Genomic DNA, 15,849 nt, shown 5'->3' with positions numbered 1-15,849 from the left:
ATGCCCAAGATGCTCACGACCTACTACGACCGCGCCAAGCAGGTCGTCTCAGGATTCTCCCTCGCACAGCGCACGATCGCCATCATCGGTGTCGCGCTGCTCGTGATGGGCGCCATCGCCCTCGGCGCGTGGCTCACCAAGCCGCAGATGAGCCCGCTCTTCACCGGCCTGAGCGCCGGCGACGCGTCGGCCGTCGTCGAGCAGCTGAAGTCGGCAGGCGTGAGCTACGAGCTCGCCGAGGGAGGCGCGACGATCCTCGTTCCCGACGACCAGGTCTATCCGCAGCGTCTCGCGGCGGCATCCGCCGGGCTGCCCGGCGACACCAGCGAGGGCTACACCCTGCTCGACGAGATGGGTGTGACGGCGAGTGAATTCCAGCAGTCGGTGACCTACAAGCGTGCCATCGAGGGCGAGCTGGCCAGCACGATCGGCGCGATGGAGGGCATCTCGACGGCGTCGGTGCAGCTGGCGATCCCGGAGGAGAGCGTCTTCGTCTCGGAGCAGCAGAGCCCGACCGCATCCGTGTTCGTGAAGACCCGCAACGGCTCAGGGCTCAGCGACGAGAAGATCGAGGCGATCGTGCACCTCACGAGCGCCGCCGTGCCGGGGATGACGCCGGAGGACGTCGCGGTGACCGATCAGGACGGCCGCGTGCTCTCGGCGGTCGGCACCGGGCTCACCGGGAACTCCTCGAAGCAGGCGACGGAGCATGAGGCCAAGGTCGCGGCATCCGTCAGCAAGATGCTCGAGACGATCGTCGGGCCCGGCAACGCGACGGTGACGGTATCGGCCGATGTCGCGAACTCCACATCCGAGCGCATGGACGAGACGTACTCGGCCCCCGAGGGCGAGCTGAGCGCATCGGAGCAGACCAAGACCGAGACGTACAACGGCGGCGAGGGTGGAGGTGCCGGCGTGCTCGGCCCCGACAACATCGCGGTTCCCAACAACGCCGAGGGGACCGGCGCCTATGAGTTCGAGGAGACCTCTCGCAACAACGCCGTCAACAAGTCGACGGAGAAGACCATCACCCCCGCCGGAGAGGTGACGCGGCAGACCGTCAGCATCGCGCTCAACCGAGGGACGGTCACCGGAGTGACGGCGAACCAGATCGAATCGCTCGTGGCATCTGCGGCAGGGATCGATGTCGAGCGCGGCGACGAGATCGCGGTCGAGTTCGTCGAGTTCAACCAGGCGGGTGCGACGGCGGCGCAGACAGCGCTGCAGGCGGCGGAGGCCGAGCGCGACGCGCAGTTCCAGCAGGAGCTGCTGCGCTCTGCGATCATCGGCGGCGCGATCCTGCTCGCGGCGATCATCCTGATCGTCTTCCTCGTCGTGCGCCGCAAGATGAAGCGTCGGGTGATGTACACCGAAGACGGACCGATCGAGTACTTCGCGACGGTGACCGAGAGCGAGGAGCAGAAGCTCCGCTCGCTCAGAGGGCTGAAGGAGGCCGAGGCGATCATCGCCCCGGCGCCGACCAAGCTGCTGCCGTCCGCGTCGGCCGATCTCGACGACGAGCCCGAGCCCGACAAGGTGCTGGTCGAGCGCCGTCGCCGGGAGATCGACGACCTCGCCAAGCGCGAACCCGACACGATCGCCAGCGCACTGGCCGACCTGATGGATGAGGCGACCGTATGAGCGCGCTGACCGAGCTGCTGGACGCGCAGGCCGACACGGTCGAGGTGTCGGCCGTCGAGGCGCCGGCGCCCGTGGCTGCGCCGGAGATGAGCGGACTGCGCAAGGCCGCGATCGTGCTGATGAACATGGATCGCGCCGCCAGCGCCGAAGTGCTCCGCCACCTCGGCGAGGAGCGGTCCGAGATGCTCGCCGCCGAGCTGACACAGCTCGGGGGAGTGGACGTGGCCTCGACGGCCCGTGCTCTCGGCGAGTTCCGGCGCATCGCCACCGGCGGCTCGGTGCCGTCGCGCGGCGGACAGGAGCTCGCCACCGGACTGCTCGAGACGGCATTCGGCCGCGAGAAGGCGGTCGGGATGGTCGGTCGAGTCATGTCGCAGGGGTCGGTCTCGTTCGACTTCCTCAACGCGGCGGACCCGGCCCAGCTCGCCACGATCATCGAGGGTGAGCTTCCGACCACCGTCGCCGTCGTGCTGGCCAATCTCAGAGCCGATCGTGCGGCGGCGGTTCTCGCCGCCCTGCAGGATCCCCTGCGCACGGACGTCGCTCAGGCGATCGCGACGATGGGCACCGCCACGCAGGAGGCGATCTCGATCGTGGCCGACTCGCTGCGCTCACGCACCGGCGTCTTCGCGATGCGCGACAACCATGAGTCCATCGGAGGCGTGCAGCCTCTCGTCGAGATCATCAACCGCTCGGACACCGCGCTCGAGAAGTCGCTCCTCGCAAGCCTCGAAGGCCGTGATCTCGCCCTGGCCGAGGACATCCGCAGCCGCATGGTCACGTTCGCCGACATCGCGCGCCTCGAGGATCGCGACGTCCAGCGGGTGATGCGCGGTATCGACCTGCGCATGCTCGCCCTCGCGCTGAAGGGCGCGGACGACCAGATCACCGACAAGGTGAAGAGCAACATGACGGAGCGCAACCAGGAGAACCTCGCTGAGGAGACCCGAGTCCTCGGTCCCGTGCGCATGCGTCAGGTCGATGAGGCCAGAGCCGAGATCGTGCGCATCATCCGCGACCTGGAAGCCGCGGAGGAGATCACGATCTCGCGCGAAGACGAGGATGAGCTCATCGAGTGATCCCTCTGACGGCAGGTGAGTCGGCCGATCCGGTTACGGACGCAGCCGGGTGTCGCGATAGTGGGTCTGGAGCACGGATCGCTCGACCTACGGGCCACGGACAGGCCTTGCCCTTCGATTCCGAGGTGTCCGCCGTGCTCGATTCCGCCTTCACGCCACTGGTCGTGCCGCGCGTCGGCGAGACGCCCATGGACCTCCGCGGCGAGGCCGACAGGGCCCGCACCCGTGGCTATGCCGACGGCTTCGCCGAGGGCCGCAGGCTCGCCCTCCACGAGGGAGAGGTGCAGCACGCCGCGCAGCAGCAGCGGATGCACGAACTCCAGGAGCTGTACCTGCATGAGCGCGGCTCGGGTCTGCGCGCGTTGGAGAGCGCGCACGCGGCCCTCGACCGCCGCATCGACGAGCTGAGCATGCTCGCCGCCGATCGCATCGAAGAGCTCGCCGTCGCCCTCGCCACCACGATCCTCGGAGCAGAGCTGTCGGATCCGGCACGTTCGGCGGCGCATGCGCTGCGCCGGGCGCTCACGGAGATGCCGGCGGAGCGCTGGACAGGGGTCGCCTTCAGCGAGCAGGACGTCGCAGTCCTGCAGGACGAGATGTCGTCGATCGACGCGTTGCGCGGCATCCGGATCTCCGCCTCTCCGGCCGTGGACAACGGCGGCGCCATCGTCGAGATCGAGAACGGGGCCGTCGACACGCGCATCACGTCGGCGCTCGCCCGCGCGGCCGCAGCACTCGACGGCGACGAACAGGATGCCGAGGTGATCGTGTGATCACCGCGACGCGGTCGTGGAACCGTGCGCTCCTGGCAGCGCGCCCGGAGCGCTCAGGAACCGTGAAAGCCGTGCGAGGGCTCGGCGTCGAGGTGCTGGGCATCGACGGCGCGGTGGGCGACCGCATCCGCATCGACGCGACCGACGGCCGTGTGGTGGATGCCGAGATCGTCGCCGTCGACGGAGCCGCCGCCCGCTGCATGCCGCTGGGCAGGCTCGACGGGATCACCGCCCGTGCCCGGGTGCGGCACGGGGGAGCGCCGCTGCAGGTGCCGACCGGACGAGCGCTGCTCGGACGCGTGCTCGACGGACTCGGGCGGCCGATCGACGGCAAGGGGCCGCTCGACCGGGGTGTCGCTCCCGTCTCGCTCGACCACGATGCGCCGAGCGTCATGGATCGCCAGCGCATCGATCGTCAGCTCGGCCTCGGCGTCCGCGTGCTCGACACGATGACGCCGGTGGGTTCGGGGCAACGTCTCGGGCTCTTCGCCGGCTCGGGCGTCGGCAAGTCGTCGCTGATGTCGATGATCGCCCGTGGCTCCACTGCCGATGTGAACGTCATCGCCCTCGTCGGGGAGCGCGGTCGCGAGGTGCGCGAGTTCCTCGAGGACGACCTGGGCCCCGAGGGTCTGGCGCGGTCGGTGGTGGTCGTCGCGACCTCGGATCAGCCCGCGATGGCGCGCCTGCGCTCGGCATTCGTCGCGACCAGGATCGCCGAGGCGTTCCGCGACGACGGCCTCGACGTGGTGCTGATGATGGACTCCCTCACGCGCGTCGCCATGGCGCAGCGCGAGATCGGGCTCAGCGCCGGCGAACCGCCCGCCACCCGCGGGTATCCGCCATCGACGTTCTCGGTGCTGGCCCGCCTGCTCGAGCGCGCAGGAACCGGACCCGTCGGATCGATCACCGGCCTGTACACGGTGCTCGTCGACGGCGACGACCACAACGAGCCGATCGCGGACGCCGCGAGAGGAATCCTCGACGGCCATGTGGTGCTCGACCGCGCGCTGGCGATCCGCGGACACTTCCCCGCGATCGACGTGCTCGGCTCGGTGTCTCGCGTCGTGTCGAAGATCACCACTCCTGAGCAGCGTCAGGACGCGGTGATGCTGCGCAGCGTCCTGGCGGCTCGTCGCAGCGCGAACGACCTCATCGAGATCGGCGCCTACCGCCAGGGAGCGAACCCGATGGTCGACGCCGCCCTCGCGCACGAAGGCGCGATCTCGCGCTTCCTCACCCAGCGGATGGACGATCTTGCGGCATCCGACGACTCCTGGCAGCGGCTCGCCGCCCTCACCACCGACTTCGGAGGACTCACCCCATGACCTTCCCACTGGCTGGCCTGCTGCGCGTGCGCGGCGCCCAGGAGCGTGTCGCCGCCGAGCAGCTGTCGCGTGCGAGCGCGGAACGGGCGCAGGCCGAGCTCGACGAGCAGACCGCGATCTCGAGCCTCGCCGACATCAGCGCGCAGATCGACGATCCACGAGCGCTGATGGCCATGGCCGCCGCACGCGCCGCGGGACGCAGCACGCTCAGCGATCTGCAGGCGCTCGTCGAGATGAGGCGCGGCACGGAGTCGGAGGCGAAGTCGGCCCACGTCGAAGCGCGGCGCGACCTGAAGGGACTCGAGCGGCTCGAGAGCACCCACCGCGTGGAGGCGACCAAGGCCGAGCTCGCCGCGGAGCAGTCGGCGCTCGATGAGATCGCTGTGGTCCGCACCTCGCGACATGAGGGGAGCGCCGCATGACCGGGCTCGCGGCGGTGATCGCCCGCGTCGACGCGATCGAGACGCAGATCGTGTCGCTGGATCCGGCAGGCCGCGCGGCGGCGGCGTCGGCGACCGCGACCGCGACCGCGGCGACCGCCGAGACATCGGCGGCGAGCGCGACGACGTTCGCTGGAGTCCTCGAAGCGGCGAAGGCGGCGTCGACCCCGGAAGCACCCGCTGCCGGCCAGACCCCCCAGACTGCGGCGGTAGCCGGCACGGGAGCGGGCGGCGACGCGAGCGCTGAGGTCATCTCGGCGCTGCAGACGCTGTTCTCGGCCAATGCCACCGGCGCAGCCGGCTCGACGGCGTCGATGCAGAAGATCATCGAGATGCTCCGATGACCGCCGTGGGGCTGCTCGCGACGGTGGCGGGTTCAGGAACCGGCGAAACGGAGACAGGTGGACGATCTTCGGCCGTTTCGGGCTCTCTGTTCGGCGACGCGCTGATCGCCGCTGGACGGGTGCTCGACGGTGCGACGGATCAGGACGCAACGACGCTCACGCCGGACGGACAGGACGCGCCGACTGCCGAGGAAACTGCGGCATCCGACGACGCGAGCGGGGCAGAGGCGCCGATCGCGACCATGATGCACCTCACCGCGCAGTTCGCTCCGGCCGCGGCTGCGGCGGCCCCTGGATCCACGTCGACGCCTGCTCAGAGGACGCCGGATGCGACGACGCTCGATGGGACGACGCTCGTGCAGACGGCGCCGGAGGCGTCGGAGACAGCGGGGAGCGCCCGCAGCGCTCTCCCCGCTCCCGCCGCAACGTCGGGTGAGGCGCGCCCTGCCGAGCTCCCCACAGGCCCGGCCGCGGCAGCCGTCGAGACGGGCTCGACGGTGACCTCCCCGCCTCTCGGCGTGTCGGCGCCGGAACGGACTCCTGCGCCCGAGATCTCATCGGCATCGGCATCGGCATCGGCATCGGCGTCGGCGAGGGGCGCTGACGGGGCGCCTCCTGTGGCCGGCGCCCGGGTGCGCCCGGAGACCCTGTCGAGCGACGCTCCCCGTGACGCTCCGGTGACGGGTCAGCAGGACCCGGCGGAGGGCGTTGCCGACCCGGCGACATCCTCCCTTGCCGCTGCGGCTCCGCGGTCCGAGTCCCCGCGGAACGCGGCACCGTCGACTCCGATCCCGACCACCGTCGGCGTCTCCGCTGCGTCCGTGATGGGCGGCCACGCAGAGCCGCTGCCGGCGAGCGACTCCGTCGATCCACTTCCGGGTCCGCAGCCCGGGTCGCCTTCTATGACTCTCGCTCCGGTCGCATCTCCGACTGCGGTCACCGCCATGCCCGTGTCCTCGCCCGAAGCGGCCGCGTCGACCAACCGGGCCGTCGCCGCGCAGGTCGCACCCGTGGTGGTGAGCATCGCGCAGCGCCCGATGGGCACCCATCAGCTCACGATGACGGTGAACCCGGACAGCCTCGGCCCCGTCACCGTGCGCGCGCACATCAGCGCGGCGGGCGAGGTGCAGGTCGAGCTCAGCGGCGCCACCGATGCAGGGCGCGACGCGCTGCGGACCATGCTCGTCGACCTTCGCCGTGATCTCGCCGCGGTGATGCCGCACGCGACTCTCAACGTCTCCCACGGGGCATCGGCGGACACCGCCGGAGACCGCGGCCAGCAGGGCGCGGGCGATGCGTCACCGGAGCAGGGCTCCGGTGATCGCGACGCGCAGCGCGGACGCTCCGACCAGCGCCGCGGGGCCGAACAGAGCCCCGATCTTTCCCGCATCATCCCGACGACGTCCTCTGCCGCATCCGGTGCAGGGCTCGACATCTTCGCCTGAGAGGACGACCGAATGACTGTCGACGCAGTGACCGCACCGAGCTCCATCCACACGGGAGGAACGACCGATCCCGCAGCCCGCAAGCAGGTGCTCGACGGCGAGGTGTTCCTCAAGCTGCTGGTGACGCAACTGACCCATCAGGACCCCTCGAGCCCGATGGACACGAACGAGATGATCTCGCAGACGACCCAGCTCGCGATGATGGAGCAGCTCACCACGCTCGCCGACAACGGCGCCGAGGCCTTCGCCCTGAACATGCGTCAGGCGGCGAGCGCCCTGATCGGTCAGGAGGCGAGCTACAAGGACGCCGACGGCAAGACCGTCTCGGGCATCGTGACCAAGGTCTCGTTCGACGGACCGATCCCGCAGGTGACCATCGGCGACAAGACGGTCGCGCTCGACGTCATCACCGGAGTCGCGACCGCACCGACCACCCCCGCACCGACCACCCCCGCACCGACCACCCCCGCACCGACCACCCCCGCTGCGCCCACCCCCGCCGCAGTCTGACCCCGTCTCACCCAGGAAGAGAGAAACCCCATGCTTCGCTCGCTCTACTCCGGAATCTCCGGTCTCCGCTCGCACCAGACCATGCTCGACGTCACGGGCAACAACATCGCCAACGTCAACACGGCAGGGTTCAAGGGCTCGTCCGTGCTGTTCCAGGACTCGCTGTCCCAGCTCATCGGCAACCCGGGTATCCCCGACGACGAGGTCGGAGGTCGCAACCCCGCCCAGGTCGGTCTGGGCGTGCAGGTCGCCGGCGTGCGCACCAACTTCGCGCAGGGCTCGGCCCAGGCGACGGGCCGCGGTGGCGACCTGATGATCTCGGGCGACGGCTTCTTCGCCGTCCGAGCCGGTGGAGAGACCCTCTACACGCGGGCGGGCGGCTTCTCGTTCGACCCCACCGGCAAGATGGTGACCGCCGACGGCTCGATCGTGCAGGGCTGGTCGGCGCAGGACGGCGTGGTGAACACGGGGCAGGCGACGGGCAACATCGTGCTGCCGCTCGAGGCGGTGTCACCTGCGAAGGCGACGACCTCGGCGACGGTCACCGGCAACCTGCCCTCGACCGCCGCGGTCGGTGACGAGCTGGTGCGCGACGTGACCGTCTACGACGCCCAGGGCACGCCGTCGACCCTCAGCCTGACCTTCACGAAGACGGCGGCCGGATGGGACGTGACCGAGCCGACCAGCGGCGCAACGGGGGCGCTGACCTTCACCGACGGCAAGCAGGCCGGCGCAGGCCTCACGCTCGCAGCCGGCGCCGTCAGCGTCGACCTGGGTGCGGTCACGGGCTACGCGAACATGTCGACGGTGGCCGTGACGGAGCAGGACGGATCGGCTGCCGGCACGTTGAAGTCCTACAGCATCACCGGCGACGGATCCATCGTCGGCACGTTCAGCAACGGTGCGACGCAGACGCTGGGCAAGATAGCCATGGCGACGTTCGCGAACCCCGAGGGGCTGGAGAAGGCGGGCGGCACGGCCTACCGCGCATCCGTGAACTCCGGAGCTGTGCGCATCGGGGAGCCGGGCCAGGCCGGCTTCGGCAACCTCGTCTCGGGTGCGCTGGAGATGAGCAACGTCGACCTCTCGCAGGAGTTCACCAACCTCATCGTCGCCCAGCGCGGGTTCCAGGCCAACGCGCGCATCATCACCACGAGCGACGAGGTCCTGCAGGAGCTCACGCAGCTCAAGCGCTGATCGCCTGCGCCGACTCGGTCGGACACGCGCGACGAGGCCCGCCCCTGGTTACCGGGGGCGGGCCTCGTCGCGATAGTCGGAGCAGACTTCCCCCTCTCATCCGAAGCCCGGAGAACCCCCGATGATCATCGTCACCCGCCTCGACCGCACCCGGTTCGCGGTGAACCCCGACCTGATCGAACGCATCCACGCCTCGCCGGACACCACTCTGCACATGGTCGACGGTCATGTGTACGTGGTCGAGGAGGATCTCGACGCCCTGATCGATCTGATCGTCGCGTACCGGGCGCGCGTGCTCGGCGCTGCCCAGGCACTGACCTCGCAGACGGGGGCATGACGGTGGATCCCGCATTCATCATCGGGGTGATCCTGGCGTTCGGCGCGCTGGTGGCGATGATCACGATGGAGGGGGCGAGCTTCGAGGCTCTGCTCATTCCGGCGCCGATGATCCTCGTGCTCGGCTCGACGATCGGCGTCGGCATCGCCAGCCACACCCTCCGCGACACGATCCTCGCTGTGAAGAGCCTCGGGCGCATGGTCAGGGGCCCGAAGATGACGCCGGAGGCGGTCATCCCCTTCCTCGTGGGGTATGCCGAGAAGGCCAGGGGCGAAGGTCTGCTGGCACTGGAGCAGGAGCTCGACTCGGCACCCGATGCATTCACCCGACAGGCGCTGCAGGCTCTCGCCGACGGAACGGATGCCGAGGATCTGCGCACGGTCATGGACGACGAGATCGCCGCGACATCGTCGCGCAACCGCGTGGCGTCGAAGTTCTTCGGCTCGCTGGGCGGATATGCGCCCACGATCGGGATCGTCGGCACCGTCGTCTCGCTGACGCACGTGCTCGAGAAGCTCGACGAACCCGACCACCTCGGGCCGATGATCGCTGCGGCCTTCGTCGCCACGCTCTGGGGTCTGCTCTCGGCCAACTTCATCTGGAACCCGATCGCCGGTCGCCTCGGACGGATCGGAGCCGTCGAGCTCGAGCGGATGACCCTGGTCTCGGAGGGCATGCTCGCCATCCAGGCCGGAAGCGCTCCGCACCTGCTCCAGGAGCGCCTCGAGGCGCTGTCGACCGTGAAGCCCAAGGCCGCCAAGAAGAAGCGCGAGCCCGAACGGGCAGAGGGCGTGCAATGAGCACAGCCCGTCGAGCTCGCGGTCGCGGGCATGAGGATGACTCGCACGATGAGCCGGACGAGCGCTGGGCCGTCTCGTACGCCGACATGGTCACGGTTCTGATGTGCCTGTTCATCGTGCTCTTCGCCGTGTCGAACGTCGACAAGACGAAGTTCGAACTGCTCGCGAACAGCCTCGCCACGGGTTTCGGGCAGGAGAGCACCGAGGGCGGTGCCGACACGGCCGAGGGCGTGATCGTGCCGCCTGAACTGCAGGACGATGACGGGGTGGTCGACCTCGCGGCGCGGGCCGAGATCGAGTTCGAGTCGCTCGAGGGACTGCGCGATCGCATGAGCACCTCGCTGGCGGCACAGGGCCTGCAGGACACGGTGCAGTTCGTCATCGACGACCGGGGGCTCCAGGTGGGGCTGGTCGGCGCAGAGACGTTCTTCGCCGACAACAGCACCGACCTCTCGGCGAAGGCGGACGCCGTGCTCGACACGATCGGAGACGTGCTCGTCACGGTCGACAACCAGGTGAGTGTCGAGGGGCACGCCGACCACCGCGTCTCCGCCGCACCCTTCGCCACCAACTGGGAGCTCTCCGGCGGGCGCGCGACCCAGGTGGCGCGGTTCCTCGTCGAGCACGAAGGCGTCGGAGGACCCCGTGTGAAGGCGACGGCGTTCTCGGACACCCGACCCATCGTGCCGGGCGACACCCCTCAGGCGCTGGCCAGCAACAGACGCGTCGACATCATCGTCGAATCGAACGAAGAAGAGCAGGTGAGAGCGCTGATACCCGCTCTTGCGGCTGCTGCGAACAACTGAGCTCACGTGAACACCACCGTCGAGGAGACCGTCATGACCGCATCCGCCTTGCTCGATGACCCCGCCCTGCGCCATCCGGCATACGATTTCGGACGCCCCGCCCAGCTCGGACGCGAGAGCACCCGCCATCTCGAAGCGGCCTTCGAGTCGTTCGCCCGGCTGTGGTCGTCCCAGCTCACGGCGAAGATCCGCGTGCGCGCGCACCTCGCACTCGAGACCGTCGAGCTCGTGTCGTACGAGGAGTACGCCGACACCCTGCCCGGGACGACGGCCATGGTCGCCGGCTCGTTCGCCGACCGCGACGAGCCGTGCGTCGTGCAGTTCGGCCTCGACAGCGCCCTGCTGTGGGTGGTGCAGATGATGGGCGGCAGGAGCACATCGCTTCCCGAAGCCCGCACCTTCACGCCGATCGAGCTCGCCCTCGTCCGCAACCTGATGGAGGGCACCTTCGAGCACCTCCACGCCAGCCTCGGCGCCCTGCTCCCTGGTGCACCGCGCTTCACCGCGGTGCACTACAACCCCCAGTACATGCAGGTCATCTCCGCGACGGCGGCGGTGATCGTCGCCCGATACACCATGCGTCTCGGCGATTCCGAGTCGACCGCGACGGTGATGCTGCCGGCGACCGCGGTCGTCGACCGCCTCGCGGCCACGGGATCGGACGCGGCATCGGCGCATTCGACGGATCAGACCCTGGAGCAGGTGCGCAGCACGCCGTTGGAGCTGACGCTGCGCCTCGCGCCCATCACGATCGGCACCGGAGAGATCCTCGATCTCGCACCGGGCGACCTGCTGCGCCTGCCTCACCCCGAGACCCGGCCGTACGAGCTCATGGCCGGGCAGACCCGGATAGCTCTCGCGACACCGGGCAGCAGAGGCTCGCGCCTCACCTGCAAGATCACGACCACCCATGAGGAGACCCACTGATGAGCACCTTCCACGAGACCGCCATCGCCGCGGCGATCGCCGGCAAGCTGCCGTTCGGCTACCCCGTGATCCCCGCACCGTCCACCGACCCCGGCGCGTCGGGCGACGCGGTGGTCGTCACCTTCACGGGCAGCCCCGGGGCCCGCATCGCGATCCAGGTCGTCGACCCGTCGCAGCTCGAGGACGGCTCCAAGAACGCTCAGCTGGCCGATCGCCTGCACCCGATCTTCGAGGCGGCCGCCGCCGTGCTCGGCAGCGGCTCGCTCGGCGACGGAGCCGTGGTCGACGCCGCCGAGGTCTTCACCGACTCCGGGACCCAGGTGTTCGACATGGTCGACGCCGACGGCAGCGTCGTGGCGCGTGCATCCGTGCGCATCGACGGAGCCAGGGCGGCATCCGCGTCGGGTCCGCAGCGGCTCAACCGCATCGCGGGGGTCGAGATGGAGCTCGTGGTCGAGATCGGGCGCACGCGGATGCCGGTGCGCGACGTGCTCTCGCTCGAGCCGGGCCGTGTGGTCGAGCTCGACCGCGCCGCCGGGTCTCCCGCCGACATCAAGCTCAACGGCCGACTGATCGGGCACGGCACGGTCGTCGTCGCCGAGGGCGACTTCGCGATCCGCGTCGAGCGCATCCTCGACAGCGCCGAGACGGTCTGAGCGTGGACGACATCCTCGTCGCGCTCCGTGCGATCGTCGCGCTGGGAGCGGTGCTCGGGCTGCTGCTCTTCCTGAGCCGCCGCCTGCAGAAGTCGCAGGCGAAGGGCATGAGTCCGCTGGCTGGGCTGATGCCGAAGAAGCTCGCCAAGCTGACCGAGCTCGTGCCGACGCGGCCCGCCGCGGCGCCGCGTGCGCGCCCGGAGAAGATCACCGTGGTGGCGAGGTCGGGCATCGGCGGCAAGGCCCAGCTCGTCGTGGCGGAGTTCGGCGGCATCCGCTACGTGCTCGGCGTGACGGAGCACGGGATCAACGTCGTCGACACCCAGGAGGCTCCTCCTCTCGAGCAGGAGGAGGTCGTCTCCTCGGACGTACGATCCGCCTCCGTCGAGATGCCCGATGACATCGTGGACCGCGCGCTGCGCTCGGTCGCCTGATACGCGGTCAGCGCATCGGTCGACGCGGTTACGTGCACCTCGTGATGTCGCGATAGTCGACTGCGAGCACGGATCGCTCGACCCCCTGGCTACGGATCGGCCACGCCACCCATCTTCGGAGTGCCGCCGTGCCCGCATCCGCCGCAGTCGCCGCGCCGCCGTCTGCGCGCGCACCGCGAGTGCCTCGCCGCCCGTGGGTGCTGCTCGCCGCGGTGCTCGTCGTCGTGACCGCACTCGTGCTGCTGCAGGCCACAGGGGCGCACGCAGCGGCGATGCACGTCCCGACTCAGGTCGGTGACGGCGAGGGCGACGGTGTGACGATCAACGGCATCAACGGGGCGCCGTCCGACAGCATCATGACGTTGCTGGGCATCACCGTGCTCAGCGTCGCTCCGGCGCTGCTGCTGATGATGTCGAGCTTCACCAAGATCTTCGTCGTGCTGGCCCTCACCCGGAACGCGCTCTCGCTGCCGTCGATCCCGCCGAACCAGGTGCTGGCCGGTCTCAGCCTGTTCCTGACGCTGTTCATCATGTGGCCGGTGCTCACCGACATCAACACCGTCGCCGTCGCGCCGTTCACCGACGGCCAGATCGACTTCGGCAGGGCGTTCGATCTCGCCCAGGAGCCCTTGCGGCAGTGGATGCTCTCGTACACGCGCGAAGAGGACATCGCGCTGATGCATCGCGCAGCGCAGATGGAGAACCCCACCGACGCCGCGAGCATCCCGCTGCAGACGCTCGTCCCGGCCTTCATGATCAGCGAACTGCGCGCGGCGTTCCTGATCGGGTTCATCATCTTCGTGCCGTTCCTCGTCATCGACCTGGTGGTCGCGAGCGCACTCATGTCGATGGGCATGATGATGCTGCCGCCCGTCATGATCTCGTTGCCGTTCAAGATCCTCCTGTTCCTGCTCATCGACGGATGGGGCATGGTCATCACCGCGCTCGTCCAGTCCTACAACGGGGGTGGCGGGTGAACCCCGAAGCGGTCATCGACATCGGTCAGGCGGCGCTCATCGTCGGTGCGAAGCTCTGCGCGCCCCTGCTCATCACCGCCCTGGTGGTGGGCTTCGCGATCTCGCTGCTGCAGTCCATCACCCAGGTGCAGGAGATGACGATCTCGTTCGTGCCGAAGCTCGTCGCCGTCGGCATCGCGCTCCTCGTCACGGGGCACTGGATGATCGCCGAGATGATCGCGTTCACGAACGAGATGTTCGCGCGGATACCGTCGCTGCTGAACGGCGGCTGATGAACATCCCGATCGATTTCACCTGGCTGGAGGCGACCTCGCTCGCCTGCGTGCGGATCACGGCATTCCTGGTCCTCGCCCCGCCGTTCAGTCACGGCACGATCCCGATGCGGATCCGCGCGATGCTCGGCGTCGGTCTCGCTCTCGCCGTGTCGCCGGTCGTGACCGCAGGATATGAGCGCCTCGACACCGGGGCCTTCATGCTCGCACTGGCAGGGCAGGCCCTCACGGGGGCGCTCCTCGGCTTCCTCGTGATGGTGCTCTTCAGCGCGATCCAGGGCGCCGGCCACCTCGTCGACACCTTCGGCGGGTTCCAGCTGGCTCAGGCCTTCGATCCCGGCATGGCGATCAACGGCGCACAGTTCACCCGACTGTTCCAGATGACCGCGATCATGCTGCTGTTCGCCTCCGACGGATACCAGCTCGTGCTCGGCGGTCTGTTCCGATCGTTCGACGCGGTGCCGGTCACCGGCATGATCGATCTCGCCAAGCCCGCCGAGGCGCTCGTCGGCGCTGCGGGACAGATGATGCTCAGCGCGGTGCAGATCGCGGGACCGCTGCTCATCGTGCTCTTCCTCGCCGACGTCGGACTCGGTCTGGTCAGCCGCGTCGCGCCCGCCCTGAACGCCTTCGCGATGGGCTTCCCGATCAAGATCGGTCTCACCCTCCTGCTCGTCGGATTCGTCTACGCGGCGCTCCCGAGCGTGGTCGCCGTGATCGCCGAGGAGGCTGCGCGACTGCTCCTGGGGGTGACCCGATGAGCGAGACCGACACCGGCGAACGCACCGAGAAGGCGACCGAGCGTCGCCTGAAGGAAGCGAGGAAGAAGGGCCAGATCGGCCGCAGCCAGGACTTCACGGCCTGGGTCTGCATCGCCGCCGCGGCCGTCATGATGGTGCCGACGATCGCCTCGGGCACGCAGGTGGTCACCGAGCTGTTCCTCGCCGTGACGCCCGTCGCGATGAACCCCACCGACGGCGCCGCCATGGATGTGCTGAGCTCGGCCATCACCTCGCTCGGTGGCATCCTGCTCCCGATGCTGGTGGTGGTGCTGCTCGCCACCACGGCCACCGCGGTCGCGCAGGGCGGCATCCACCTGCGCGGGGTGACCATGCGCACCGAGCAGTTCAACATCGTGTCGGGCGTCAAGCGCGTCTTCGGCCGGCAGGCGCTCTGGGAGGGCGCCAAGGCGCTGCTGAAGACCGTGGCCATCGGGCTCGCACTGTGGATCGTCGTCTCGGGTCTCGTCCCGGTACTGATGGCCAGCGGCAGCCACAACATCACCTGGCTGCTCGAGCAGGCGGCCGGGGGAGCGGTCGCGCTGCTGCAGGTCGCCGTGGCGGTGGGCATCCTGCTCGCAGCGATCGATGTGGCGGTGGTCATGCGGCGCAACCGCAAGCACACGCACATGACGAAGAACGAAGCCAAGGACGAGCACAAGAAGACCGAGGGCGACCCGCTCGTGCGCTCCCAGCGCCGCTCGCGGCAGCTCGCCATGAGCCGCAACAGGATGATCGCCGCGGTGGGCGACAGCGACGTCGTGCTCGTGAACCCCACGCACGTGGCGGTGGCGCTGCGCTACGAGCCGGGCAAGTCGGCGCCACGGGTCGTGGCGAAGGGCGCGGGGATCGTCGCGCAGAAGATCCGCGAGAAGGCGGAGGAGAACGGCGTGCCGATGATCAGGGACATCCCTCTCGCACGCGCGCTGCACTCGGCCTGCGAGATCGGGCGGGAGATCCCCGAAGAGCTCTACACCGCGGTCGCCCAGGTGCTCGCCTTCATCGAGCACCTCAAACGTCGAGGCTCGGCCAGGGGAACGCACACGATGCCCTTCGCCAGCACCAGGGACCGCGGCCTGTGAGTCCGGCCGCGAGCACATCAGAACG

The 15,849-nt window shown here is 69.4% G+C and carries 19 protein-coding genes; all 19 read left to right on the top strand.

What is annotated here, in order from left to right; translation table 11 throughout:
- The 19 genes from fliF to ASE34_RS10745 all read left to right on the top strand — a co-directional run bounded on the left by fliF (position 1) and on the right by ASE34_RS10745 (position 15,824).
- Positions 1-1,641, top strand: a complete 1,641-nt coding sequence (fliF, locus tag ASE34_RS10835; RefSeq protein WP_056278837.1) for a flagellar basal-body MS-ring/collar protein FliF — start codon at positions 1-3, stop codon at positions 1,639-1,641.
- Positions 1,638-2,720 (top strand): flagellar motor switch protein FliG, encoded by a 1,083-nt coding sequence (fliG, locus tag ASE34_RS10830; RefSeq protein ID WP_230100771.1) that lies wholly within the window; start codon positions 1,638-1,640, stop codon positions 2,718-2,720. The genes fliF and fliG overlap by 4 nt, the downstream gene beginning before the upstream one ends.
- A 134-nt stretch (positions 2,721-2,854) precedes the next feature.
- Entirely contained in the window at positions 2,855-3,493 is a 639-nt protein-coding gene (locus tag ASE34_RS10825; RefSeq protein ID WP_157538197.1) for a FliH/SctL family protein, read from the top strand.
- A complete protein-coding gene (locus tag ASE34_RS10820) occupies positions 3,493-4,818 on the top strand; it encodes a FliI/YscN family ATPase (protein WP_056279097.1) in 1,326 nt (441 codons plus the stop codon). The genes ASE34_RS10825 and ASE34_RS10820 overlap by 1 nt, the downstream gene beginning before the upstream one ends.
- The gene (locus ASE34_RS10815; RefSeq protein WP_056278835.1) at positions 4,815-5,240 is read left to right on the top strand and encodes a hypothetical protein; all 426 of its coding nucleotides are present in this window, start codon (positions 4,815-4,817) and stop codon (positions 5,238-5,240) included. The genes ASE34_RS10820 and ASE34_RS10815 overlap by 4 nt, the downstream gene beginning before the upstream one ends.
- The gene (locus ASE34_RS10810; protein ID WP_056278834.1) at positions 5,237-5,602 is read left to right on the top strand and encodes a hypothetical protein; all 366 of its coding nucleotides are present in this window, start codon (positions 5,237-5,239) and stop codon (positions 5,600-5,602) included. Before ASE34_RS10815 ends, ASE34_RS10810 begins: the two co-directional genes overlap by 4 nt.
- Positions 5,599-7,047 (top strand): flagellar hook-length control protein FliK, encoded by a 1,449-nt coding sequence (locus ASE34_RS10805; RefSeq protein ID WP_056278833.1) that lies wholly within the window; start codon positions 5,599-5,601, stop codon positions 7,045-7,047. Before ASE34_RS10810 ends, ASE34_RS10805 begins: the two co-directional genes overlap by 4 nt.
- A gap of 12 nt (positions 7,048-7,059) precedes the next feature.
- A complete protein-coding gene (locus ASE34_RS10800; protein ID WP_056278832.1) occupies positions 7,060-7,557 on the top strand; it encodes a flagellar hook capping FlgD N-terminal domain-containing protein in 498 nt (165 codons plus the stop codon).
- A gap of 30 nt (positions 7,558-7,587) precedes the next feature.
- Positions 7,588-8,754 (top strand): flagellar hook protein FlgE, encoded by a 1,167-nt coding sequence (locus ASE34_RS10795; protein WP_053096332.1) that lies wholly within the window; start codon positions 7,588-7,590, stop codon positions 8,752-8,754.
- 121 nt (positions 8,755-8,875) lie between these two features.
- Positions 8,876-9,091, top strand: a complete 216-nt coding sequence (locus tag ASE34_RS10790; protein WP_042541095.1) for a flagellar FlbD family protein — start codon at positions 8,876-8,878, stop codon at positions 9,089-9,091.
- Positions 9,088-9,891, top strand: a complete 804-nt coding sequence (locus ASE34_RS10785; protein WP_372983484.1) for a motility protein A — start codon at positions 9,088-9,090, stop codon at positions 9,889-9,891. Before ASE34_RS10790 ends, ASE34_RS10785 begins: the two co-directional genes overlap by 4 nt.
- Positions 9,888-10,697, top strand: coding sequence for a flagellar motor protein MotB (locus ASE34_RS10780; protein WP_053096330.1), 810 nt, complete (start codon positions 9,888-9,890; stop codon positions 10,695-10,697). The genes ASE34_RS10785 and ASE34_RS10780 overlap by 4 nt, the downstream gene beginning before the upstream one ends.
- A gap of 33 nt (positions 10,698-10,730) precedes the next feature.
- A complete protein-coding gene (locus tag ASE34_RS10775; protein ID WP_157538193.1) occupies positions 10,731-11,624 on the top strand; it encodes a flagellar motor switch protein FliM in 894 nt (297 codons plus the stop codon).
- On the top strand, positions 11,624-12,280 hold the full coding sequence (locus tag ASE34_RS10770) for a FliM/FliN family flagellar motor switch protein (protein ID WP_056278829.1): 657 nt from the start codon (positions 11,624-11,626) through the stop codon (positions 12,278-12,280). The genes ASE34_RS10775 and ASE34_RS10770 overlap by 1 nt, the downstream gene beginning before the upstream one ends.
- 2 nt (positions 12,281-12,282) lie before the next feature.
- Entirely contained in the window at positions 12,283-12,714 is a 432-nt protein-coding gene (locus ASE34_RS10765) for a flagellar biosynthetic protein FliO (protein ID WP_056278828.1), read from the top strand.
- A gap of 128 nt (positions 12,715-12,842) precedes the next feature.
- Positions 12,843-13,691, top strand: coding sequence for a flagellar type III secretion system pore protein FliP (gene fliP, locus ASE34_RS10760; protein WP_230101203.1), 849 nt, complete (start codon positions 12,843-12,845; stop codon positions 13,689-13,691).
- Positions 13,688-13,963 carry a flagellar biosynthesis protein FliQ gene (gene fliQ, locus ASE34_RS10755; protein WP_042541106.1) on the top strand — a complete coding sequence of 92 codons (276 nt, stop codon included), beginning with the start codon at positions 13,688-13,690 and terminating at the stop codon, positions 13,961-13,963. The genes fliP and fliQ overlap by 4 nt, the downstream gene beginning before the upstream one ends.
- Positions 13,963-14,724, top strand: a complete 762-nt coding sequence (locus ASE34_RS10750) for a flagellar biosynthetic protein FliR (RefSeq protein ID WP_042541108.1) — start codon at positions 13,963-13,965, stop codon at positions 14,722-14,724. Before fliQ ends, ASE34_RS10750 begins: the two co-directional genes overlap by 1 nt.
- Entirely contained in the window at positions 14,721-15,824 is a 1,104-nt protein-coding gene (locus ASE34_RS10745) for a flagellar biosynthesis protein FlhB (protein ID WP_056278827.1), read from the top strand. The genes ASE34_RS10750 and ASE34_RS10745 overlap by 4 nt, the downstream gene beginning before the upstream one ends.
- Positions 15,825-15,849 lie beyond the last annotated feature (25 nt).

It is taken from the genome of Microbacterium sp. Root280D1, from assembly GCF_001428975.1.
GTDB lineage: Bacteria > Actinomycetota > Actinomycetes > Actinomycetales > Microbacteriaceae > Microbacterium.
Note: the sequence above shows the minus strand (reverse complement) of the source record. Positions and strands in the feature narration are given on the sequence as shown.